Raw genomic sequence first — 22,296 nt, 5'->3', positions numbered from 1 at the left:
CTAGGAAAGATACCTGGCTTACATCCTGAACAAATTTTATATCCCAATATTGTTGAATTACTGGATATTCCTGATAAAAAATCCGGCACACTGGTAGTCAACGAAAAACATTATCCCACGGTTATCCGCGCGAAAAGCCGTTCCGTACAGAATGAAAAGTGGAAACTAATATATATAGCGACTTATACAAAACCTGTGTATCAGCTATACGACTTAGAAAACGATCCATATCGGGATGTAATAGAGTCTCATCCCGATATATTTACGGAGCTTAAAAAGCTATTGGATAGCCACATCGAGAGTGACCCTTTGTTTGAATCTGCTAATTAAAATACAAAGCTGTTGCACAGTTTAAAACTGCGCAATCGGGGTATCAAAAATTATTCACTGATAATACTGAAGATACCAAGCAACAAACCGTTCAATCCCCTGCTCGATAGTCGTGTTTGGTTTATAACCAACATCCGCTACCAAGGCCTCTACATCGGCGAACGTATCCGGGACATCACCAGGCTGCAACGGCAATAAATTTTTCTCGGCAGTTTTACCGAGAAAACGTTCCAAGGTTTCGATATAAGACAGCAGTTCTACCGGATTCTGGTTACCAATGTTATAAACCCGCCAAGGCGCTCTACTGGTGCCTGGATCGGGTTTTTCGCCACTCCAGCCCGGATTCGGCGAAGCGTTATGATCCATGGTCCGAATCACGCCCTCAACGATGTCGTCTATATAAGTGAAATCGCGGCGGTGCTTACCGTAGTTGAATACATTGATTTTCTCGCCATTCAAAATCGCTTTGGTAAATAAAAACAACGCCATGTCTGGGCGACCCCACGGCCCATACACAGTAAAAAAGCGCAAACCTGTGGTAGGCAATTGATACAAGTTGCTGTAGGTGTGCGCCATCAGCTCATTGGCTTTTTTTGACGCGGCGTACAAGCTCAAGGGATGATCGACATTGTCATGCACGGAGAACGGCATGGATTCGTTGGCACCGTAAACCGAACTGCTTGAGGCATATACCAAGTGCTCCACCTGATTATGCCGGCAACCCTCCAAGATATTGATGAAACCGACAATATTACTATCGATATAGGCATGCGGATTCTCGATGGAATAGCGCACACCGGCCTGAGCCGCCAGATTAACCACTTTTTGCGGCTGGTGCTTTTTGAATAGTGCATCCATACCGGCTCTATCGGCAATATCCAATCTGACATCGGTATAGCCGGCAAAATCCTTGATCCGATCCAAGCGACTCAATTTCAGGTTAACATCGTAATAGTCGTTGAGATTATCGACACCAATAACTTCGTCACCACGCTCCAACAATCTGAGCGCCAAATGATTGCCTATAAAACCGGCCGTGCCGGTCACCATAATCTTCATTCTTAAAGCCTTGCGTCTGTTTGATCAGTAGGAAACAAGTATTTCAGGTCATACACAATGGCTTGCGGCGTACCTAAAGCTCTGACGTCTGAAATCGCCATTTTTCTGAACTCGTCATGGGCCACAGCCAGAATAATCGCGTCGTATTTTCCCGCTGCCGGTTTAGCGACCGGCGTTATACCGTATTCGTGTTTCGCTTCCTCAGCATTAACCCAGGGGTCGTAGACCTCGACATTGACGCCATAAGTCTTCAATTCGGCAATGATGTCTACCACCCGAGTGTTACGAATGTCCGGACAGTTTTCTTTAAAGGTCAAGCCCATGATCAACACATTAGCTTCCTGGACATGCACACGCTTCTTCAGCATCAACTTTACCAATTGCGACACAACATATACACCCATGCCATCGTTGATTCGACGGCCAGAGAGTATCACTTCCGGGTTGTAGCCTATCGCTTGAGCTTTATGGGTTAAGTAGTAGGGATCCACACCGATACAGTGTCCACCTACCAAACCTGGGCGAAACGGCAGGAAATTCCATTTAGTTCCCGCTGCCAGCAATACTTCTTCAGTATCTATTCCGAGTTTGTTAAAGATCAAAGCCAATTCGTTGATTAAAGCGATGTTGACGTCGCGCTGAGTATTTTCAATGACTTTAGCAGCCTCGGCGACTTTGATGCTGCTGGCTTTGTGCGTGCCCGCAGTAATGATGCTTTTATATAAAGCATCTACTTTTTCGGCTATTTCAGGCGTAGAGCCCGAAGTAACCTTCAGAATATTGGTGACACGGTGTTGTTTATCGCCGGGATTAATGCGCTCAGGGCTATAACCGACATAAAAATCCCGGTTAAACGTTAAACCCGACACTTTCTCCAGAATCGGTACGCACACCTCTTCGGTTGCGCCGGGGTAAACAGTGGATTCGTAAATGACGATATCGCCGGACTTTATTACCTTACCCAACAAATCGCTGGCTTTTTGCAGCGGCGTCAAATCAGGTTGTTTATGTTCGTTGATTGGCGTGGGGACTGTGACTATATAAACCGAACAATCGGCTATATCTTGTAAATCTGCGCTGTAAGTCAGTAACTTGGCGTCGGCGAGTTCTTCTTCACTAACCTCCAGAGTATGGTCGCGACCTGCGCGTAATTCCTGAATTCGATGCTGGTTAATATCGAAACCTACGGTTTGATATTTTCGTCCAAACTCGACAGCTAGCGGCAACCCCACGTAACCAAGCCCAATCATACCGATTTTAATGTTATCTAACATCTAGTAAATCCTCCTCCGCCCCGCTCTGAGTTTTAATGACTTGAATTACTTTTTAACTATACAGCCCCATGCCGTCAGCCAAGCTTGTGCCTGATAGCTTTCCGCCGTTTTCGGCAAGTTGCCGCTCAACACCATCGCCAAGGTATGATTGATAATGCCGAAGAAATAAGTGTAGGCCAATAAGGGATCCAGTGCCTTCATCTCGCCGTCTTTGACGCCATTCTGAAAAATCCGTTTTATTTTAATAAACGCGGGCGTTTCCAGCAGGGGCTTAGGTTCCGCCAAAAACTCTTCGCTTTTTACAAATAACAAGAACTCAACGATTTCCGGAGCGTCATCGGTTAATTTGAAGAGTAAATCGACTATTTCCCGCAATTGTTCGGCAGCTTTGCGATTACGGCGGCGAATATCATCAATCGATATGCTCAGGCTATCCAGAATATTTTCGTACAAGGTTTGCGCGAGGGCTTGCTTGGTTTTGAAATACTGACTAATGCCGGTACTGGTTGTTATACCCGCCGCATCTTTAATATCGGTTAATGAGGTATTGAAATATCCCTTCTTGGCAAACAGCTTTAAAGCAGCCTGCAACACTTCGTCCTGACTGATGGTTTTATTCGGTTTATTTTCTAATTCTAATTCTTGTTCCATGCTCTTATATACAGCTTTACCTGCTGTTTACTCTCTGTTGTGGCAGTATCGATACTGCTTTTATTATTCGTTGATGGTGGAGAACGCCGCGACAAGGTAATTAACCATAGACCATAAGGTTAAAATCGCCGACAAGTATAACAACCAGTAACCCATGGTATTGATAGGCAGGCCTAATAAATCATCCCTATAAAGCAACAAACTCACTGCCGTCATTTGCGCCGTGGTTTTCCATTTTCCCAATTGCGAAACCTTGACCTTGGCACGCTGACCAATCTCAGCCATCCATTCTCTCAGCGACGCAATCGCAATTTCCCTACCGATAATGATAGCCGCCGGCACCGCGAGATAAGGATTGCCTTGAGCCTGCACCACCAATACCAGAACAAACGCCACCATCAATTTATCAGCCACCGGATCCAGGAATGCACCAAAAGCGGTTTGCATATTCATTTTTCTGGCCAGATAACCGTCAAGCCAATCGGTGAAACCGGCAACCAGAAAAATTGCGGTACAGGCCAGATTGGAATATTGCCACGGCAAATAAAACACGATGGCCAACAAGGGAATCAGGGCGATCCGCAACAGGGTTAAATAGGTCGGAATGGTAAATCTAATGGCCATCTTGATGGTGAAATGTATCGTAAATTCGCTGCGCTAATTGTCGGCTAATGCCATCTATACTGGCTAAAGCATCCACACCCGCGCTGGACACACCCTGTAACCCGCCAAACTGTTTCAGCAAAACCTGTCGTCTTTTCGGCCCCAGTCCGGCAATATCTTCCAGTACCGATTGTTTGTTAACCTTACCGCGTCGCTGCCTGTGTCCGGTTATCGCAAAACGATGCGCTTCATCGCGAATCTGTTGAATCAATAACAAGGCGGAAGCCCCCGGCGTCACATCCAAGGGCTGCCGATTACCGACCAGAATGATTTTTTCCATGCCGGCTTTGCGATCAGGACCTTTAGCAACACCGACTATCATAACATCGTTTATCTCCAATTCAGCCAAAGCCTTTTCCGCCTCAGCGACCTGGCCTTTGCCGCCGTCTATTAAAAGGATGTCCGGCGCAGGATGCTCGCCATTCTTCAAGCGGCTGAAGCGTCTAAAAACCGCCTGATGAATCGCCGCATAGTCATCGCCGGCAGTAATACCATCGATATTAAAGCGTCGATAGTCGGATTTCACCGGCCCTTCTCTGTCAAACACCACGCAAGACGCCACGGTCTGTTCCCCTTGGGTATGACTAATATCAAAACACTCCAGACGAGTGGGGGTGATATCGCAGCCCAATTCCTGCTGCAAACTGATAAAGCGCCCTTGCAAACCCTGTCGATCAGCCAGCCTAGCGTTAAGCGCACTGTCGGCATTGGTGATAGCCATTTGCAACCACTTCATCCGTTCGCCGCGCACATTATTGGCAATCGCTACCGCATGTTTGGCCTGTTCGGCCAATACTTCGGCCACCAAAGCCGCTTCGGGCAAGGCATGACTGACGATCAATTCGTGAGGTACGGTTTTGTCCAAATAATATTGGGCGATGAAAGCCTGCAAGATTTCCTCGGGCTGATTTTCATCGTCGACTTTCGGAAAAAACTGCCGGTTGCCCAAATGCTGACCATTCCGGATAAAAAACACCTGTACACAGGCCGAACCATTCTTAACCGCGCAAGCAACAATATCCACATCACCTTTTTCGCCTTCCACACAATGTTTTTCCAATACAGCGCGCAAGCGGGCGATTTGGTCGCGATACGCAGCGGCTTGCTCAAACTCCAATTGCGTGGCCGCAGCTTCCATCTTCGCCACCAAGCGATCGATTAGTAAGCCGCCCTGCCCCTCCAAAAATAGAATCGTATTTTCCACATCGGTGGCATATTGCTCTTTGCTGACCAGTCCCACGCAAGGTGCAGTGCAACGCTCTATTTGATGTTGCAGGCAAGGCCGGGATCGGGCGCTGTAATAGGAATCTTCGCATTGCCGCACCGGGAAAATTTTTTGTAATAACTTCAAGGTTTCCTTCACCGCACTGGCGCTGGGATACGGCCCGAAATACTTGCCACGGCGCTTCTTGGCACCGCGATGAAAAGTTAGCTGCGGAAAATCGTGGAAACTGGAGATGAATACATAGGGATAGGATTTATCGTCGCGCAAGCTGATGTTGTAGCGCGGCTTGTGGCGTTTGATCTGCTGGCTTTCTAATAGTAAGGCTTCCCCCTCCGTGTGGGTCACGGTTACCTCTATACCGGCGACCTTGGCTACCATGGCCTGCTGTTTGGGCGAAGCATTTTGAGTTCTGAAATAGCTGGAAACCCGATTTTTCAGATTCTTGGCTTTGCCTATGTAGATGATCTCGCCTTTCTCGTCCAACATCTTGTAAATGCCGGGACGCTGGGTTAGCGTCTTCAGAAAGGCTTTGGCGTCAAATTCGCCCGGTTGCATTTCAGTCACCGGCAGATAGCAAGTTTTGAATGCTTACAAACACCGCCGCCAGCATCTCCATGCTCAGGCGCTTGGTCTGCACGTTATAGCGACTGCAATGGTAAGAACTGACCAGCGTGTTGCCGTCCGGCAATTCAAAACTTACATGATGAGCAAACTTAGCCGCACTAGTCTTCAACCCATATGCTCGCAATACCGCCTGATGGGCGATATTACCCAAAGCCAAAATCACCGAATGTTTCGGTAGAGTTTTAATTTCGGCCGCCAGATAAGGATTGCATTGTTTAATTTCATCGCCGGTGGGTTTGTTTTGCGGCGGCAAACATTTCACGGCGTTGGTAATCCGACAATTGCTGAGCTGCAAACCATCGGCCAAATTCGTCGATGCCAATTGATTGCTATAACCAAAATCATACAAAGCCTGATACAGCAACAGACCGGCATAGTCGCCGGTAAACGGTCTGCCGGTGGCGTTCGCGCCGTGCATACCCGGTGCCAAGCCAACAACCAGCAAGTGCGCTTGCGGATCGCCGAACGGTGCCACCGGCAAGGCGTGATAAGCAGGATATTTCGCCTTCACTTCACAGAGAAATTCGCTTAACCGCGGGCATGCTCGGCAGTCTTGCTTGAAATAGGATGAATAAGTCATAAAACGATAAACACTCAAATTGGCGGAATTTTACCTGAGCCCCAGATTTCTTGCGTCGCTCGCTTTGCTTATTAACTTGTGTATCTACAACATCTTTACTTCCGTCTTCTCCGGAATAACCTTATCCGGAGAGAATAAACGACGGCTTGACCGCAAGCGGTCCTAGCCCGGACTTTCCAAATTCCCATAATCCAAGCCCGGAAACAGCCGACTGGAATACCGCAAATACTGGCACCGGATAAACCTAAACGTTTGCTAATAGCCAAAATTGTGGTATTTTTACAACATGCTTAGCAGAATCTGCAATTCCCTTTGATTTTTAAAGCCTATTTTTTCTAACCACGGCTTTATTACTCCCTCTCAAAAGCAACGAATTATCTATTTTTTACAAATAACAAAAGGAGTCTTTATGTTGAAGAAAAGTTTACTGGCAATCGCCATGATGGCGGCGCTCGGTTCCGTGTCGACGGCACAAGCCGACGAGTTCCTTGACGACAGATGGTACGCGGCGCCCTTCGGCACTTTCGTGCAACCGGGCGGTGATCGTAATGCGCATAGCGGTTGGGGCGGCGGTTTAGGCCTGGGTAAGATCATCAATGAACATCTGAACATTGAGATCAGAGGTTTGTACCAAAACCTGGAAGGCGCTAAAAGCAATGGCAACTGGGATTTGACCGGCGGTACTGTCGACGCGCAGTATTATTTGTTTAGAGATAAATTCTCGCCTTATGCAGTAATCGGCGTGGGTGGCATCAATAGCACCCACAATGGCGACAGCGGCGCGGGCTTCATCGGCGAAGCGGGTGCGGGTTTTACCTATGAACTGCACGATAATTTCCTGATTCGCAGCGACGTCCGCTACCGTTACAACAACAACTTCAACGCCAAACTACAACCCGGCACCGAAGAATTTCACGACATGACGGTTAATCTGGGTTTCGTGGTCCCGTTCGGCGAAAAACCTAAAGCAGTTGTCGCAAAAGCCGAACCAACCCCGCCGCCCACCCCAGTACCGGCTCCAGCAAAACTGGATTGCTCAAAAATGGATGACGACAAAGACGGCGTAAACAATTGCGTCGATAAGTGTCCAACGACATTACCAGGGGTAGAAGTTAGCATCTACGGTTGCTGGATTGTTGATGTGAAATTCGATAACGACAAAGACGTTATAAAACCACAATATTTCCCAAAACTGGATAAAGTCGTTGACCGCATCAAACAGTATCCTGACATGGCGTTTGAAGTTCAAGGCCATACCAGCAATACCGGTTCGTACAAACACAACCTGGACTTGTCGGAGCGCCGGGCATTGGCGGTTAAGAAATACCTGACCAAAGGCAGCCACTCTCCTAATATCACTTCACACGGTTATAGCTGGGATAGGCCAATCGATACCAACGAAACCGAAGAAGGCCGCGCCAATAACCGCCGAGTACAGTTGGAAGTGGATGGTAAAGCCCAACAGACATTGAAATAGTCAGCGAACCTGGTTAAGTCAATTGATTCAGCACAAAAACCCGCCGTTAGGCGGGTTTTTTATATGCGCACGAGGAAGATCAAAAATTACAAACTCAATGCCCTAAATTCCGCACAAGCACTTGAACGCTGCCAGACCCGCTCAAACTCTTCACGCAATGGCCGATGACGTGCCGGCAAATTAGGACTCCAATGCCCATCGTAGCGATTACCCAGCAAGCGAAATAAATAGCCGTCGCTATCGTTGATGATAAAAGCAGAAGGATATTGCAAATCTTCAGCTTCATCGGGCACACGAATCAAAAAATATGACGGTAAGCGCTGAGCCAATTCCACGATAGGATGAACCTGATGACGCAGGCTGGCTGGTTCCTGAATGATAATCTGCACACTGGCGTTACGATTGCCGAGAGTAAATTGTTTCAGAGCCTCGACAAGGTCTTTTTGTCCATATAAAGCAAAGTCCAGATCCCTGCTGTAGATACAAATCTGCCGACGAGCCGCCATCACCAATTGCCGGGTAGCGGTTAAGGTCGATTCGACAGTCTCCAGGCGGACAGCGTCAACAGAAACTTCTCGGGTCTGGAGCACGGATCGCAACGCTTGTTCAAGCGGCTGCAATATAAGCCTGATAGCCTGGTGCGGAATGCCGGCTTCAGCAAACCCTTCACCTTCCGCGACAAAACCGAATTTTTGGTAGAACCTCAATGCGCTAAGTTGCGCGTTGGCGGTAATAGTAGTCAGCCCCAAGTTACGCGCTTTGTCGATTGCTGCACGCAACAAAGATTCACCAACACCTTGTCCGCGCCATTCGAGTAGAACCGCCATTCGTCCAAGCTTGCCCTCCGGCGAAAGTCGACACGTAGCGATTGGCCGATAATCCGCATCCCGCACTAAAAAATGATGGCAGTCCGCATCAAGTTTGTCGAACTCCACTTCTAACGGTATTTGCTGTTCGACAACGAACACCAAATTTCGCACATAACATATGTCCTCAAAATCAACGGCATAGCTGGCTGGCTCGAGATAACAGTTGGCAATTTGCATAGCGCGACGGATGAGTAGTAAGTGAGTGAATGAGTTTAGATGCACTCTGCTGAAAATTCGACTCGGCAAGCCGATTGTATTACCTACCGGCAGATCGGATGGCAGAGAACACAAGCCTCGCTTCAAACCTCTCTTTTGATCTTCGATTGCAAATGCTCGGCAAGACGCTTCATCGCTTCCGACGAATCGTTGGCTGCCAGATGGACATTAATGATACTGGGCATGCTTTGGTTATTCAGGGCATTGAACAGAGCCTCTTCAAATTCAGCTTCCGTTCGCGCATCGTAGCCGGCTAAAGGCCCAAATAGCTCTCCCAAACGATCAAAACGCCATGGATTAATATCGTTGAATGGACCTTCAAGAATACAACGCTCCGTACTGTAACCGTCGTTGTTAAATACCACTACGATAGGATTCAATCCCAAGCGGGCATGAGTCGACAGCTCGGTGCCGGTCATTTGAAACGCCCCATCGCCGACTAAAATCAATGCCCGCCGATCCGGACGCGCGATTTGCGCACCTAACGCAGCCGGCACAGCAAAACCCATCGTGGTGTAAAAAGCCGACGCCAAAAATTCGCTTTGCTCGTGGACGCGCAAATCGATAGCTGCGAACAGGCAATCGCCGACATCACACACCACGATCATGTCGTTACTTAACGCACTATTCAGCCGCTCGACTAGCCTGGCAGTGGTGATTGGCCGGTCCGATTCCGGAAAAGCATGGTTTTTTAACGGTTCCGGAATGGAAACGCAACTGGTTCCGGAGGTATTAACCGAGCCGGCTAAAGCCCCGAGAAAGTCTTCCAAGGCAATGCCTGGATAACGATGCGCGCTGATTACCACCTCGTTCAATGCCGCGCGAATGGTTGAATGGGAATTGAGTTTTGCAGTGTAGATGCCGGTATCTATCTCGTTCAAGGTTACACCCAACATCAACAGCAAATCGGACTTTTCGACTCTGTCTCGCACGGACTCCGAACTCATCGCACCTTCGTAAATCCCTAGATACGCCGAATGCCGTTCGGACATCACCGATTTACCAGTTAGCGTGGCGACTACGGGCAAACCGGTACGCTCCACGAAATCCGCCAAAGCGCTTTGCAGCCCGCGTCGATGCAATTCAACACCCGCCACGATCATCGGCGACTTCGCTTTGGATAATAACGCCATGGTTTCGGCAAGCGCTTCGGATAGAGCAGTTTGGTCACTGGTAAACTGTTCTACTGACTCAGTCGGCATGGGATAGCCTTCCGCCATTACCAAGTCGCGGGGAAGCTCGATGTATACCGGCTTGCAAAAACGGCGCGCGGCTTCGATAGCATGGTCGATTTGCCGAAAGGCGATCACCGGGTCGTTTAGCACCACCGACGCGCAGCTAATCCGTTCGAAAATTTCCCGCTGAAAAGTAAACGGCCCAAATCGATGGTGAATCAACGGATCGTCTTTCTGCTCGCCAACGCCGGGCGCGCCACTGATCAGTACCACCGACGAGGATTCTGCATAAGCGCCGGCAATCGCATTCACTGTGTTTAAGGCACCAACGCCATATGTCACCGCCAACGCGCCCATGCCCGCGCAACGCGCATAACCGTCGGCAGCGAAGGCTGCGGAATCTTCTCGGGTAGTGCCGATATGCCGAACCTGACTTTTTATCATCAGATCATAAAACCCCAACACATAGTCGCCAGGCACGCCAAAGATGTCTTTTACACCGGCTTGATATAGGCGCTTGAGGAGGTATTGTCCAATCGTATCGAATTTGGCAGTGCTCATAGCGCTTTGTGACCTCCGAATAGAATTAAACTGTGAGCACTGATTCGTAAAAGACCCATATTGCTCAACCGTTTTAACAGGACGATTAAGAGTCAATACTGCTGAGCCCCGCCTAAAAAGTCAACAGACATTCATAGTCCCCGGTAATTACGATTCAAAAGCATCACAATCGCGGCGACATAAGATTCTGAGTTTCAGCCACAAAAAAAGGGCCTTGCGGCCCTTTTCGTTGCAGAGTCGAACCAAACTTATTCGCTATCGACTTCTTTCATGCTCAAGCGTACGCGGCCTTGACGGTCGATTTCCAGTACTTTGACTTTAACGACATCGCCTTCCGACAGTTTGTCGCTGACTTTTTCCACACGTTCGTCGGAGATTTGTGAAATATGCACCAAACCGTCCTTGCCCGGCAGAATGGTCACGAACGCACCAAAGTCCATCAAACGCACCACTTTGCCTTCGTAGGTTTTACCCACTTCGACTTCGGCGGTGATTTCTTCGATCATGCGTCTGGCTTCTTCGCCCGCCGCTCTGTCGACAGAGGCTACGTTGACCACGCCGTCGTCGGTCAAATCGATGCTGGCGCCGGTGGCTTCGGTAATCGCGCGAATAGTCACGCCACCTTTACCGATGACTTCGCGGATTTTAGCCGGATCGATTTTGAAGGTGATAATGCGCGGCGCAAAGTCGGACATTTCGGAACGGGTGCTGGCCAGAGCTTTGTTCATCTCACCCAAAATGTGCAGACGGCCTTGTTTCGCTTGTTCCAACGCCACTTTCATGATTTCGGCGGTGATACCGTCGATCTTGATGTCCATTTGCAGCGCGGTGACGCCGTTTTCGGAACCGGCCACTTTAAAGTCCATATCGCCCAAGTGATCTTCGTCGCCCAGGATGTCGGACAATACTGCAAATTGATCGCCTTCCTTGATCAAACCCATCGCAATACCGGCAACGGGCGCCTTGATCGGCACGCCGGCGTCCATCAAGGCCAAGCTGCTACCACAGACAGACGCCATGGAGCTGGAACCGTTGGATTCGGTGATTTCCGATACGACGCGCAGGACGTAAGGGAACTCACCCATGTTCGGCAACACCGATTGCACGCCGCGCTTGGCCAGACGGCCGTGGCCGATTTCACGGCGCTTCGGCGAGCCGGTACGGCCGGTTTCGCCAACGCTGAACGGTGGGAAGTTGTAATGGAACAGGAAAGTATCTTTATATTCGCCGGCCAGCGCATCAATGATTTGCGCATCGCGCTCGGTGCCCAAGGTCGCGACGACCAAGGCTTGGGTTTCGCCGCGAGTGAACAGCGCCGAACCGTGGGTTCTGGGTAGCACGCCGGTACGGATCGTGATTGGCCGAACAGTGGTCAGGTCGCGGCCGTCGATACGTTTGCGGTCGTTCAGAATCGCACCGCGCACAACATTGTATTCCAAGGTTTCGATGACGTTGCGGATGTCTTTTTCGTCGTAGAGACCTTCGGCGGTGAGTTTTTCGACCACGGCACCACGGATTGCGCTTAGGGCATCCTGTCTAGCCAGTTTCTCGGGGATTTGATAGGCCGATTTGATTTGCGCTTCGGCTTCAGCGGCAACAGCGGCTTTCAATGCTTCGTTATCCGCAGGTGCTGTCCAGGTTATTGCCGGTGCAGCTGCTTCTGCAGCAAATTCATTGATCGCATTGATCGCAACCTGCATTTGCTCGTGGCCGAACAACACCGCGCCCAGCATCACGTCTTCCGGTAGCACATCGGCCTCGGACTCTACCATCAATACGGCTTTGGAGGTACCGGCAACCATCAGGCGCAAACGCGACTCCTTCAGTTGCGGCAACGTGGGGTTCAGCACATATTGGCCATCGATATAGCCGATGGTTGCGGCGCCCAGCGGGCCATTAAACGGCAAACCGGAGACCGCCAGCGCAGCGGACGCACCAATGATGGCCGGCGCTTCGGTATCGATTTCCGGATTCAAGGACAGCACGGTGGCAATGATTTGGACTTCGTTAGTGAAGCCTTCGGGAAACAACGGACGGATCGGACGATCGATCAGGCGCGAGATCAGCGTTTCGTTTTCGCTTGGGCGGCCTTCGCGTTTGAAAAAGCCGCCAGGAATTTTACCCGCGGCAAAGGCTTTTTCCTGATAATCCACCGTCAGCGGGAAAAAGTCGCCGCCACTGGCTTCTTTTTTGCCGACCACGGTCACCAACAGAGTGGTACCTTCGACATCAATGATTACCGCGCCGTTGGCTTGGCGGGCAATTTCGCCGGTTTCTAAGGTGACGAGACGATCGCCGTACTGAAATTGTTTCCTGATAGGATTCACTATAAGGTTCCTTTGTTTAAAGGTTATGCTAAAAATTTGCCTTAAAGCAGAAACGGCGCCCGATGCGCCGTTTCCAGTTTGTGCTACTTACGAATGCCCAAACGTTCGATCAAAGAACGATAACGAGCCACATCTGTGTCTTTCAGGTAATCCAGCAATTTACGGCGTTGGTTTACCATGCGCAGCAAGCCGCGGCGCGAGTGGTTGTCTTTTTTATGGGTCGCAAAATGCGGAGTCAGTTGGTTAATGTTGGCGGTCAACAAAGCAACTTGGACTTCGGTTGAACCTGTATCCGTATCCGACAAACGGTATTCTTCAACAATGGTTTTTTTTTGTTCTGCGGTTAATGACATTCTTAATCCCTATCGATTAATTTTGATTGAATAAAGGCCATCGTTTGATGACCGTGTAGCCGCCATCTCCACAATAGGGTGTAGAAACTTTGCGGTTTTTCCCGGAAAATCAAGTTGTTTGATCTTCCAAATGAAATAGTTTTTTCGGGGCTAGTTTACCATCCAATAGAATTTCTCCCAACCCCAAAAAGGCCTGCGGCGAGTATATTCTGACCTGGCCGGCCATACCGCCGTTAAAGGCTATGCGCTGACCCAGCTTGATTTTTTCGGCCTGCTCAGTGGACAAAGATACCTCCGGGATCGCCTTCAGGGGTACATCCAGTTCCATCAAGGTCGTCTGCAATTCTGCAAAGTCCATGGCTTGCAACTGCTGCAAGGTATAAGCTTGCTCCAGATCGAACATACCCGCCTTGGTTCTGCGTAACGCAGTTACCGTGCCGCAGGTCCCTAACCTGTGACCAATATCTTCCGCCAGCGAACGAATATAAGTACCCTTAGAGCAAAATACATCCAGCGTCAATTGCCCCAATTCGGCATCGAAATTTAACAGCTGCAATTCATAAATAGTGATGGCCCTGGGCTGACGGTCCACGGTTTTGCCTTCCCTAGCCAACTCGTACAACTTCTTGCCTTGATGCTTGAGCGCCGAATACATAGGCGGCACCTGTTCAATCGGCCCGGTGAAATGCTGCAAACAAGCTTGCAACTGCACACCATCCAGGGTTGGCACCGGCATTTCAGCGACGATTTTACCTTCGCTATCACCGGTATCGGTCATCACGCCCAGTTGTATCGTTACCTGATAACGCTTATCGTCATCCAGCATCAATGCCGAGACCTTGGTCGCCTCACCGAAGCACAAGGGTAACAAACCGGTAGCAAGAGGATCCAGCGCCCCGGTATGCCCGGCCTTGTTGGCATTAAATAATCGCCTGACTTCCTGCAAGGCCTGATTGGACGATACGCCTAAACGTTTGTCGAGCAGCACGATGCCGTGCACATCGCGCCCGGACTTACGTTTTGCCATCAATCATCCTGCTGCGGTTTATCGGCCCCAGCTTCCGGCGCAGCAACAGCATCCTTAACTTCGTCGTGATGCAAATCGCCCAGTAACTCGGCGACGCGCATCCCGGTGTCGAAGGAGTGGTCATAGTAAAAATGCAGTTCCGAGATATGCCGCAAACGCATGCGCCTAGCCAGCTCATGCCGAATAAACGGCGAAATTTCGTTCAACACCTTCACATTCGCGCGCTTAGCGGCATCGTCCTGGGCATCCAACACCGTCACGAATATCTTGGCGACCGCTAAATCCTTGGACAACTCAACGTCGTTAATCGTGACAAAACCCAAACGGCTGTCATCGACATCGCGCTGTAAAATCGACGCCAACTCTTTCTGCATTTCCGATGCAACCCGCTGACTGCGGCCGAACTCTCTTGCCATTAGATTTCCCGTCTGACTTCGATACGTTCAAACACTTCGATCTGGTCGCCGTTTTGCACATCGTTGTAGTTTTTCACGCCGATACCGCATTCCATGCCCATTTTCACTTCATTGACATCGTCTTTGAAGCGGCGCAGGGATTCCAGCTGGCCTTCGTAAATCACCACATTGTTGCGCAATACGCGAATCGGCAGATTGCGTTTGACGAAGCCGTCGATAACCATACAACCGGCCACCGCGCCGAATTTCGGCGAACGGAATACGTCCCGCACTTCGGCCAGACCGACGATTTTTTCCTGAATTTCCGGCGCCAACATCCCGCTGATCGCCCGTTTCACTTCATCGATCGCTTCGTAGATGATGCTGTAGTAATGCAGATCGATGTCTTTTTCTTCGATCAATTTACGAGCCACCGCATCGGCACGCACGTTGAAACCGATCAAGATCGCGCTGGAAGCCAATGCCAGGTTAGCATCGCCTTCGTTGATACCACCAACACCACCGTAGATGCATTTAACTTGCACCTCTTCGGTGGACAAGCCAACCAAAGACTCACGCAAGGCTTCCAAACTACCTTGCACGTCGGTTTTGATAACGACGTTAAGTGTGGACGTTTCGCCGGCGGACATCCGCGAGAACACGTCGTCCAATTTTGACGCATGTTGCGCAGCGTGACGGGTGGAGCGTTTGCGATCTTCCCGGTGAGCGGCAAGCTCTCTAGCAACCCGTTCATTCTGAACCACCAGGAATTCATCACCCGCATCCGGGGTACCGGACAAGCCAAGAATCTCCACAGGCATACTAGGCCCAGCCGACTTAATAGCGTGGGCGTTTTCGTCGAACATTGCCCTTATCCGGCCATATTCGTGACCGCAGAGGACGAACTCGCCTTTGCTCAACGTACCTTTTTGAATCAATATCGTCGCCACCGCGCCGCGGCCTCTATCCAGACGCGATTCGATACAAATACCGGAGGCGATGCCATCGACCGGCGCTTTCAATTCCAGCACTTCCGCCTGAACGATCAGCGCTTCGATCAATTCATCAATACCGGTACCCACTTTCGCCGATACCCTCAGGAATTGCACATCGCCGCCCCACTCTTCCGGCACCACATTCAAGTTGGCCAGTTCTTGCATGACGCGGTCCGGATTCGCTTCCGGTTTATCGATTTTGTTCAAGGCCACGATGATGGGCACATTCGCGGCGCGCGCATGATCGATGGCTTCTCTGGTTTGCGGCATCACACCGTCGTCAGCAGCCACCACTACGATCACGATGTCTGTTACTTCCGCACCACGCGCCCGCATCGCGGTAAACGCGGCATGGCCTGGCGTATCCAGAAATGTGACCGCACCGTGGTCGGTTTTAACCTGGTAAGCACCAATGTGTTGGGTAATCCCGCCCGCTTCGCCGGCAGCAACCCGGGTTTTGCGGATGTAATCCAGCAAAGAGGTTTTACCGTGGTCAACGTGGCCCATGATGGTGACAATAGGCGCGCGTAATTGAACCTTACGTTCGTCGCTATCACCTTGCACCTCGGCCAGCATTTCCTGTTCAAAGTCATCTTCGCTCTGCATGATGGCTTTGTGGCCCATTTCCTCAACCAAAATCACCGCCGTTTCTTGGTCGATGGTTTGATTGATCGTGGACATGATGCCAAGCTTCATCAAATGCTTGATGACTTCGGCAGCCTTGATGTTCATTTTTGCAGCCAAATCCGAAACCACGATAGTTTCCGGAATGGTGACGTCGTACACAGTCGGCGCCACCGGCTTCTCAAACTTATGTCGAGCCTGATTGACATCGATCTCGAATTCAGGTTTTTCCCGACGCGATGGCGCCTTGCCTTTTTTGCCTTTGCCGCCGCGACGCGCGGCGTCACCGCCGCCGCCAATATCGCCATCGGTAGACGGGCCGCGAGTGGGCTTGAATTCGGCTTTTTTCTTATGCAGCGTGGTTTGTTGCTGCTTGGCTTCGGCTTTTTGTTTGACTTTTTCTGCGGTTCTTTGCACCGCAGCTTCCAGCCTTTCTTTCTTTTCTTTTTCCAGACGCTGCTCTTCGGTCAGCTCCGGCGCCGCAATCGGCGCGGGTGCTTCAGTCTTAGCGACCCGCTCAGGCTGGGCTTCGGCAACAACGGGCAACGCCTCGGTCACCTGCTGCTCTGCAGCAACCGGTTCCGCACTCACCGTCACAGCTGGCGCGGATGCATCAACCGACTGAGCAATTTCCGCGCTAAGCACCACTTGCTCTTCTGCGGCAGACTGAACAGCCTTCTGTTCGTGCAATTGCTTACGCTTTTCTTCTTCGATAGCTTGTTGCCGTCTCTGTTCTTCCAAAGCTTGTTTGGCTAATTCGGCCTGTCTTAGTTCGTCGTTTACAGAGGAGGCATCGCTGCGCTTGATATAAGTCTTTTGCTTGCGCACCTCGACACTGACGGTTTTCACCGCGGTACCCGGCGGTGAGGATTGCCTTAATTCGGTTTTGGTACTGCGTTTCAAAGTAATGCGTTTGGGGGCGGCGGCTTCCTGATCGGCGTCCGACTTGCCGTGGCGCTTGCGCAAGTGCGCGAGTAATTTGACTTTCTCTTCATCGTTTATCACATCGTCGGGCGCGCTGGCGGTCAAGCCGGCTTCCTTCAATTGTTCTATAAAACGCTCCAAAGGGATGCCAACAACCTCTGCCAATTCCTGTACTGTTTTATCGCTCATAGTATCCTCCTGCCTCAGCCCTTATCCTCTGCGAACCAAGATTCGCGGGCTTTCATGATTAGTTTACCAGCACGCTCCTCGGTCATGCCGGTAAATTCGATAATGTCGTCTATCGCCTGCTCCGCCAAATCGTCCAAAGTCACAATGCCCTTGGCCGCCATTTGGTGTGCCAACTCCTCGTCCATGCCTTCCATCGCCATCAATTCCTCGCTAGGCACGGCGGTTTCAATTTTTTCTTCGGATGCGATAGCACTGATTAACAAAGCATCCTTGGCGCGAGTGCGCAAAGCTTCCACCAACTCTTCGTCGAAGCCCTCTATTTCCAGCATTTCGTCGACGGGGATGTACGCAATTTCCTCGATGTTATTCAACCCCACATCAACCAGAATACCGGCGATTTCCTCGTCCACATCCAGCAGTTCCATGAATTGCTGCTTGGACTTGGCTGCAGCTTCGTCGTGGTTTTTATCTACTTGCGCAGCATCTTGAATGTTTAATTCCCAACCGGTCAACTCGGTAGCCAGACGCACGTTTTGGCCGCCACGACCGATGGCTTGCGACAAACTGTCGGTAGCCACCGCCACGTCCATGCTGTGCTTATCTTCATCGACCACGATCGATTGAATTTCGGCCGGCGACATGGCATTAATCACGAATTGCGCGTCGTTGCTGTTCCATAAAATAATATCGACCCGCTCGCCCGCCAATTCATTAGAGATGGCTTGAACCCTGGAGCCACGCATACCGACACAAGCACCAACGGGGTCCAGGCGCGGATCGTTGGCTCTGACAGCGATTTTTGCGCGGGAACCGGGATCGCGAGCCGCTGCCAAAATATCAATCAAACCTTCACCGACTTCCGGCACTTCCAATCGAAACAGCGCAATCAATAATTCCGGCGCGGTGCGGCTAACAAACAATTGCGGACCGCGTGGTTCGGACCGGACGGCTTTCAAATAGCCGCGCACCCGGTCACCCATTCTGACCGGCTCTTTCGGGATCATATCTTCGCGAGCGATGTACGCTTCCACGTGACCACCCAAATCCAGGTAAACGCTGCCTTTCTCCAGGCGTTTTACGACACCGGTGACCAACTCGCCTACGCGATCTTGATAGGCTTCGACAATTTTCTTGCGCTCGGCTTCGCGCACTTTCTGAATAATGACTTGCTTGGCAGTTTGCGCGGCAATCCGGCAAAAATCGACCGATTCGATTTCTTCTTCTACGTAGTCGCCGACTTGAATATTAGGATTATCGAATTGCGCAACTTCCAGCAACACCTGCCAGCCAGGATGTTCAACGTCGCCGTTAATCTCGGGATTCGCATCGACGACCAACCACCGCCGATAAGTCAAGTAATCACCAGTATGCCGATCAATGGCTACTCTAGCTTTAATTGGATTTTCGTAACGCTTGACAGTCGCCGCTTCCAAAGCGGATTCAATGGCCTGAAAGATAATTTCCTTGTCTATTTCTTTTTCGTTAGCAAAAACATCTGCCACCAATAAAATTTCTTTATTTGCCACTGCGACCTCCTTTATTGATTATGTAATCCGGCACCAAGCGTGCCTTGCTCATTGCCTGAAACGGGATTTTTAACAACTGCTCACCATCCTGTACCAGAATGGCATCGTCTTCGACCACCTTGATCTGGCCGGTAATTTTGCGGCGTTTATCGATGGGCTTGAATAAGCTCACCAGCACAGTGCTCCCCAAAAAACGTTGAAACTGGCTGAGTTTGAAAAACGGCCGATCCGCACCCGGCGAGGATACTTCCAGATGGTATTCACCTTGAATCGGATCTTCGACATCCAGCACCCCGCTAATCTGGTGGCTAACCTTGGTGCAATCGTCCAGCAATATCCCATTGTCGCTGTCGATATAAATGCGCAACATGCCGTGTGTTGGATGCGGGTTGTACTCTATCCCCACACACTCATAGCCAAGACCTTCCACAATTGGCTCGATCAATTCCACCAAATGTTCAGGAGCCTGTTTCATTAACGCCTCACCTTTTCAAACCCAAAAAAAAAGAGCCTCAGGCTCTTCCATAAACAACCAAAACCCGTGGGCTTCGCGTTTTTCGAAAGCCCACAAAAGAAAAAACCCCTGAAAGGGGCTTTCTTAGCAAAACCACGCCTGAAACAGCATTGAGGAGAACTCACTCGTTTATCGAGACAATAATCTCAAAAAACCACGCTTATCAGGAAACAATTTACCGCCTCGAAAACTGCGGCGAAAAATTAAAAGCCGAATTATAACCATATCTTTCAAGGATGTAAATCGACATTCCACGCCACCCTACAAGTACTTGGCTAAATCCTGAAACCTGCACTCTCGACAGAATTGTATTCACACCGAAATTTACAAGGATGACACAGGAGACAGAGCCCACAGGCTCGCTCACCATCGAAATCGCCCAAAGGTATGGCATTGAACCGAGCCGCTATTCGTCAGCTACTTACCGACTGAAACAAAGAAAATCTTGGATTTGAGAGACTCTAGCCGATCAAACGCTATTGCGAGGGGAATATTTGTTCAGGTGGTGCCCAGGGACAGAATCGAACTGTCGACACGAGGATTTTCAGTCCTCTGCTCTACCGACTGAGCTACCTGGGCAGCGACTTAACCTAAAACCAGAATGGTGCCCAGGGACAGAATCGAACTGTCGACACGAGGATTTTCAGTCCTCTGCTCTACCGACTGAGCTACCTGGGCGTCAAGAGCCGCGCATTAAACTAGGTTACAAACAATTAGTCAAGGAAAATACCACCAATCCCGGCTAACTGGACAGCAGGCGGTGATGTATGCAATTCTTCCGCACCGCAAATTCCTGACATTTTTAGCGCCAAATATCAGACATTGCAGACACAAACCCCATTTAAATAACCCAAACAACCGAGACCGTTTATGCAAGCTTTCACCGACATCCACGCCCTAATCATAGACATGGATGGCGTACTTTGGCACGGCGACCGAGCTCAAGCAGGACTCGTAGATTTTTTTCAGACTCTGCGCGAACTAAAGCTACCCTTCATCCTGGCCACCAATAACGCCAGCCTGACAGCGGAACAGTATGTCGATAAGCTGGCAAAAATGGGTGTAACGGTAACGTTGAATGAGATTCTGACTTCGGGCATGGCCACAGCGCTATATTTGTCCGAACGCTACGATCCTCAGACTACTCGCGTATTTGTAATCGGCGGCATTGGTGCCCGCCAGCCTCTATTGGATTTGGGATTTAAACTTACCGGACTTTACGAGACCGAGCCCGAACAGCGCGCGCATCTGGTTGTTTGCGGCATGGACAGAGAATTAAGCTGGGACAAACTGGCCACCGCCACCCTGAATCTGCGAGCCGGCGCGCACTTCATCGGCACCAACGGTGACCTTTCGCTACCGACCGAACGCGGCGAAACCCACGGCAACGGCGCCATTCTGGCAGGCTTGACAGCTTCCACCGGCATCAAACCAATGATTATCGGCAAGCCGGAGCCTATCATTTACCGACAAGCATTGAACCTGCTGAATGTCGACCCCGCCTATACTGTCGCTATCGGTGATCGGCTGGATACCGACATTCTCGGCGCAGTGCGCACCGGTATCCGCAGCCTGATGGTGCTCAGCGGCGTATCCACCGAACAAGATGTCGCTGCAGCGGATTTCGGTCCAACCTGGATTATGCCGGACATACGCGACATCACCGAAAGCTTGCGCCACAGCAAACTCTAAGCTCATTCCACGCCCTAACAGCGGAGGCGAATCATGAAAAAATTTATCGACAGCCCGGACACCTTACTGCAAACCAGCCTGCAGGGCTTTGCCAAAGCCCATGCCGACATCGTGCAATTCAATCCTGAGCCGCGATTTGTATATCGCAACGTGCGCAAAACCGGCAAAGTCGCGCTGATTTCCGGCGGCGGCTCCGGTCATGAACCGCTGCACAGCGGCTTCGTCGGCGTCGGCATGCTGGATGCCGCCTGCCCCGGACAGGTATTTACTTCACCAACGCCTGACCAGATGCTGGCCGCGGCGCAAGCCATGGACGGCGGCGCTGGCGTGCTGTTTATCGTTAAAAATTATGCCGGTGATGTGATGAATTTTGAAATGGCCGCCGAGATGCTGGACCTGCCCAACGCCAGCGTTTTGATTGACGACGACATCTCCTTACCCAAAACCCACAGCATCGGCCGTAGAGGCGTGGCCGGCACCACCATCGTCGAGAAAATCGTCGGCGCCGCCGCCGAATCCGGCGCTGACTTAGCCACCTGCAAGGCACTGGGCGAACGGGTCAATCAAGCAACCGCTTCGATGGGTGTCGCCTTGACCAGTTGTACGGTGCCGGCCTTGGGCCATCCAACTTTTGCTATTGCCGACGACGAAATCGAGTTAGGTGTCGGCATCCACGGCGAACGCGGCCGCGAGACAAAGAAGCTGGTGAGCGCCAGCGAAATTGTCGACCAATTAGCCGGACATATTTTCGACGAATTGCAACCGGCCGCCGGTCAAGCCGTGTTGCTGCATGTGAACGGCTTCGGCGCCACACCGCTGATCGAACTACATTTGATTTACGAATTGGCCTGGCAATATTTCAGCAAACGCGGATTAATCATCCAGCGCTCTTTGGTCGGTAACTTCACCACCTCGCTGGATATGGCCGGCTGTTCGCTAACGCTGACGATGCTGGACGAAGAAATGCTGGGTTTGTGGGATGCACCGGTGAATACCGCTGCGTTGCGCTGGGGTTGTTGAAGCAAG

The 22,296-nt window shown here is 50.7% G+C and carries 19 protein-coding genes and 2 tRNA genes; 4 read left to right on the top strand and 17 right to left on the bottom strand.

Features of this window, described 5'->3' with window-relative positions; genetic code table 11:
- The coding region (locus tag ACWAU0_RS23400) for a hypothetical protein (RefSeq protein ID WP_522069946.1) at positions 1-330 on the top strand (330 nt) is incomplete at its 5' end.
- Positions 331-384: 54 nt separating this feature from the next.
- Here the strand turns inward: ACWAU0_RS23400 and ACWAU0_RS23395 are convergent.
- The 6 genes from ACWAU0_RS23395 to ACWAU0_RS23370 all read right to left on the bottom strand — a co-directional run bounded on the left by ACWAU0_RS23395 (position 385) and on the right by ACWAU0_RS23370 (position 6,337).
- Entirely contained in the window at positions 385-1,389 is a 1,005-nt protein-coding gene (locus ACWAU0_RS23395; protein WP_458139349.1) for an NAD-dependent epimerase, read from the bottom strand.
- 2 nt (positions 1,390-1,391) lie between these two features.
- Complete coding sequence (gene tviB / locus ACWAU0_RS23390; protein WP_458139348.1) at positions 1,392-2,663, bottom strand: Vi polysaccharide biosynthesis UDP-N-acetylglucosamine C-6 dehydrogenase TviB; 1,272 nt, start codon at positions 2,661-2,663, stop codon at positions 1,392-1,394.
- A gap of 45 nt (positions 2,664-2,708) precedes the next feature.
- The gene (locus tag ACWAU0_RS23385) at positions 2,709-3,314 is read right to left on the bottom strand and encodes a TetR/AcrR family transcriptional regulator (protein ID WP_458139347.1); all 606 of its coding nucleotides are present in this window, start codon (positions 3,312-3,314) and stop codon (positions 2,709-2,711) included.
- 63 nt (positions 3,315-3,377) lie between these two features.
- Positions 3,378-3,938, bottom strand: coding sequence for a CDP-diacylglycerol--glycerol-3-phosphate 3-phosphatidyltransferase (gene pgsA, locus ACWAU0_RS23380; protein WP_033157381.1), 561 nt, complete (start codon positions 3,936-3,938; stop codon positions 3,378-3,380).
- Positions 3,928-5,757 carry an excinuclease ABC subunit UvrC gene (gene uvrC, locus ACWAU0_RS23375; RefSeq protein WP_458139383.1) on the bottom strand — a complete coding sequence of 610 codons (1,830 nt, stop codon included), beginning with the start codon at positions 5,755-5,757 and terminating at the stop codon, positions 3,928-3,930. Before uvrC ends, pgsA begins: the two co-directional genes overlap by 11 nt.
- Before the next feature lies 1 nt (position 5,758).
- Positions 5,759-6,337: a uracil-DNA glycosylase gene (locus ACWAU0_RS23370; protein ID WP_523070850.1), complete on the bottom strand. Its 579-nt coding sequence runs from the start codon at positions 6,335-6,337 to the stop codon at positions 5,759-5,761.
- A 478-nt stretch (positions 6,338-6,815) separates the two neighbouring features.
- On the opposite strand from ACWAU0_RS23370, the gene ACWAU0_RS23365 reads away from it, so the two are divergent.
- The gene (locus ACWAU0_RS23365) at positions 6,816-7,883 is read left to right on the top strand and encodes an OmpA family protein (RefSeq protein WP_101051579.1); all 1,068 of its coding nucleotides are present in this window, start codon (positions 6,816-6,818) and stop codon (positions 7,881-7,883) included.
- Between the two features lie 86 nt (positions 7,884-7,969).
- Here the strand turns inward: ACWAU0_RS23365 and ACWAU0_RS23360 are convergent, their stop codons facing one another.
- The 11 genes from ACWAU0_RS23360 to ACWAU0_RS23310 all read right to left on the bottom strand — a co-directional run bounded on the left by ACWAU0_RS23360 (position 7,970) and on the right by ACWAU0_RS23310 (position 20,256).
- The gene (locus ACWAU0_RS23360) at positions 7,970-8,929 is read right to left on the bottom strand and encodes a GNAT family N-acetyltransferase (RefSeq protein ID WP_458139346.1); all 960 of its coding nucleotides are present in this window, start codon (positions 8,927-8,929) and stop codon (positions 7,970-7,972) included.
- Between the two features lie 122 nt (positions 8,930-9,051).
- Positions 9,052-10,704: an alpha-keto acid decarboxylase family protein gene (locus tag ACWAU0_RS23355; RefSeq protein WP_458139345.1), complete on the bottom strand. Its 1,653-nt coding sequence runs from the start codon at positions 10,702-10,704 to the stop codon at positions 9,052-9,054.
- A 248-nt stretch (positions 10,705-10,952) separates the two neighbouring features.
- Complete coding sequence (gene pnp / locus ACWAU0_RS23350) at positions 10,953-13,031, bottom strand: polyribonucleotide nucleotidyltransferase (protein ID WP_458139344.1); 2,079 nt, start codon at positions 13,029-13,031, stop codon at positions 10,953-10,955.
- 83 nt (positions 13,032-13,114) lie between these two features.
- Entirely contained in the window at positions 13,115-13,384 is a 270-nt protein-coding gene (rpsO, locus tag ACWAU0_RS23345) for a 30S ribosomal protein S15 (protein WP_033157374.1), read from the bottom strand.
- A 109-nt stretch (positions 13,385-13,493) separates the two neighbouring features.
- On the bottom strand, positions 13,494-14,411 hold the full coding sequence (gene truB, locus ACWAU0_RS23340) for a tRNA pseudouridine(55) synthase TruB (protein WP_458139343.1): 918 nt from the start codon (positions 14,409-14,411) through the stop codon (positions 13,494-13,496).
- Positions 14,411-14,827 carry a 30S ribosome-binding factor RbfA gene (gene rbfA / locus ACWAU0_RS23335; RefSeq protein WP_101051576.1) on the bottom strand — a complete coding sequence of 139 codons (417 nt, stop codon included), beginning with the start codon at positions 14,825-14,827 and terminating at the stop codon, positions 14,411-14,413. The genes truB and rbfA overlap by 1 nt, the downstream gene beginning before the upstream one ends.
- On the bottom strand, positions 14,827-17,538 hold the full coding sequence (gene infB / locus ACWAU0_RS23330; protein WP_458139342.1) for a translation initiation factor IF-2: 2,712 nt from the start codon (positions 17,536-17,538) through the stop codon (positions 14,827-14,829). Before infB ends, rbfA begins: the two co-directional genes overlap by 1 nt.
- Before the next feature lie 14 nt (positions 17,539-17,552).
- A complete protein-coding gene (nusA, locus tag ACWAU0_RS23325) occupies positions 17,553-19,064 on the bottom strand; it encodes a transcription termination factor NusA (RefSeq protein ID WP_458139341.1) in 1,512 nt (503 codons plus the stop codon).
- Positions 19,054-19,539 carry a ribosome maturation factor RimP gene (gene rimP / locus ACWAU0_RS23320; protein WP_171694716.1) on the bottom strand — a complete coding sequence of 162 codons (486 nt, stop codon included), beginning with the start codon at positions 19,537-19,539 and terminating at the stop codon, positions 19,054-19,056. Before rimP ends, nusA begins: the two co-directional genes overlap by 11 nt.
- Before the next feature lie 542 nt (positions 19,540-20,081).
- A tRNA-Phe gene (locus ACWAU0_RS23315) sits at positions 20,082-20,157 on the bottom strand.
- Between the two features lie 23 nt (positions 20,158-20,180).
- Positions 20,181-20,256 (bottom strand) — tRNA-Phe (locus ACWAU0_RS23310).
- 192 nt (positions 20,257-20,448) lie between these two features.
- Here ACWAU0_RS23310 and ACWAU0_RS23305 point away from each other — a divergent pair.
- Together ACWAU0_RS23305 and dhaK are read left to right on the top strand one after the other, a co-directional pair.
- Positions 20,449-21,270, top strand: coding sequence for an HAD-IIA family hydrolase (locus ACWAU0_RS23305; protein WP_458139340.1), 822 nt, complete (start codon positions 20,449-20,451; stop codon positions 21,268-21,270).
- A 33-nt stretch (positions 21,271-21,303) separates the two neighbouring features.
- On the top strand, positions 21,304-22,290 hold the full coding sequence (gene dhaK / locus ACWAU0_RS23300) for a dihydroxyacetone kinase subunit DhaK (RefSeq protein WP_458139339.1): 987 nt from the start codon (positions 21,304-21,306) through the stop codon (positions 22,288-22,290).
- Positions 22,291-22,296 lie beyond the last annotated feature (6 nt).

This window comes from Methylomonas sp. Uni0009 (genome assembly GCF_054188105.3).
The sequence above is the reverse complement of the archived record's forward strand: the minus strand, read 5'-3'. Positions and strand labels throughout refer to the sequence as shown.

Excerpts from the sequence above, each read along its gene's own strand:
- ACWAU0_RS23395 (WP_458139349.1), bottom strand. The coding sequence starts at position 1,389 with ATGAAGATTATGGTGACCGGCACGGCCGGTTTTATAGGCAATCATTTG.
- tviB (WP_458139348.1), bottom strand. The coding sequence starts at position 2,663 with ATGTTAGATAACATTAAAATCGGTATGATTGGGCTTGGTTACGTGGGG.
- ACWAU0_RS23385 (WP_458139347.1), bottom strand. The coding sequence starts at position 3,314 with ATGGAACAAGAATTAGAATTAGAAAATAAACCGAATAAAACCATCAGT.
- pgsA (WP_033157381.1), bottom strand. The coding sequence starts at position 3,938 with ATGGCCATTAGATTTACCATTCCGACCTATTTAACCCTGTTGCGGATC.
- uvrC (WP_458139383.1), bottom strand. The coding sequence starts at position 5,757 with ATGCAACCGGGCGAATTTGACGCCAAAGCCTTTCTGAAGACGCTAACC.
- ACWAU0_RS23365 (WP_101051579.1), top strand. The coding sequence starts at position 6,816 with ATGTTGAAGAAAAGTTTACTGGCAATCGCCATGATGGCGGCGCTCGGT.
- ACWAU0_RS23360 (WP_458139346.1), bottom strand. The coding sequence starts at position 8,929 with ATGCAAATTGCCAACTGTTATCTCGAGCCAGCCAGCTATGCCGTTGAT.
- ACWAU0_RS23355 (WP_458139345.1), bottom strand. The coding sequence starts at position 10,704 with ATGAGCACTGCCAAATTCGATACGATTGGACAATACCTCCTCAAGCGC.
- rpsO (WP_033157374.1), bottom strand. The coding sequence starts at position 13,384 with ATGTCATTAACCGCAGAACAAAAAAAAACCATTGTTGAAGAATACCGT.
- truB (WP_458139343.1), bottom strand. The coding sequence starts at position 14,411 with ATGGCAAAACGTAAGTCCGGGCGCGATGTGCACGGCATCGTGCTGCTC.
- rbfA (WP_101051576.1), bottom strand. The coding sequence starts at position 14,827 with ATGGCAAGAGAGTTCGGCCGCAGTCAGCGGGTTGCATCGGAAATGCAG.
- infB (WP_458139342.1), bottom strand. The coding sequence starts at position 17,538 with ATGAGCGATAAAACAGTACAGGAATTGGCAGAGGTTGTTGGCATCCCT.
- rimP (WP_171694716.1), bottom strand. The coding sequence starts at position 19,539 with ATGAAACAGGCTCCTGAACATTTGGTGGAATTGATCGAGCCAATTGTG.
- ACWAU0_RS23305 (WP_458139340.1), top strand. The coding sequence starts at position 20,449 with ATGCAAGCTTTCACCGACATCCACGCCCTAATCATAGACATGGATGGC.
- dhaK (WP_458139339.1), top strand. The coding sequence starts at position 21,304 with ATGAAAAAATTTATCGACAGCCCGGACACCTTACTGCAAACCAGCCTG.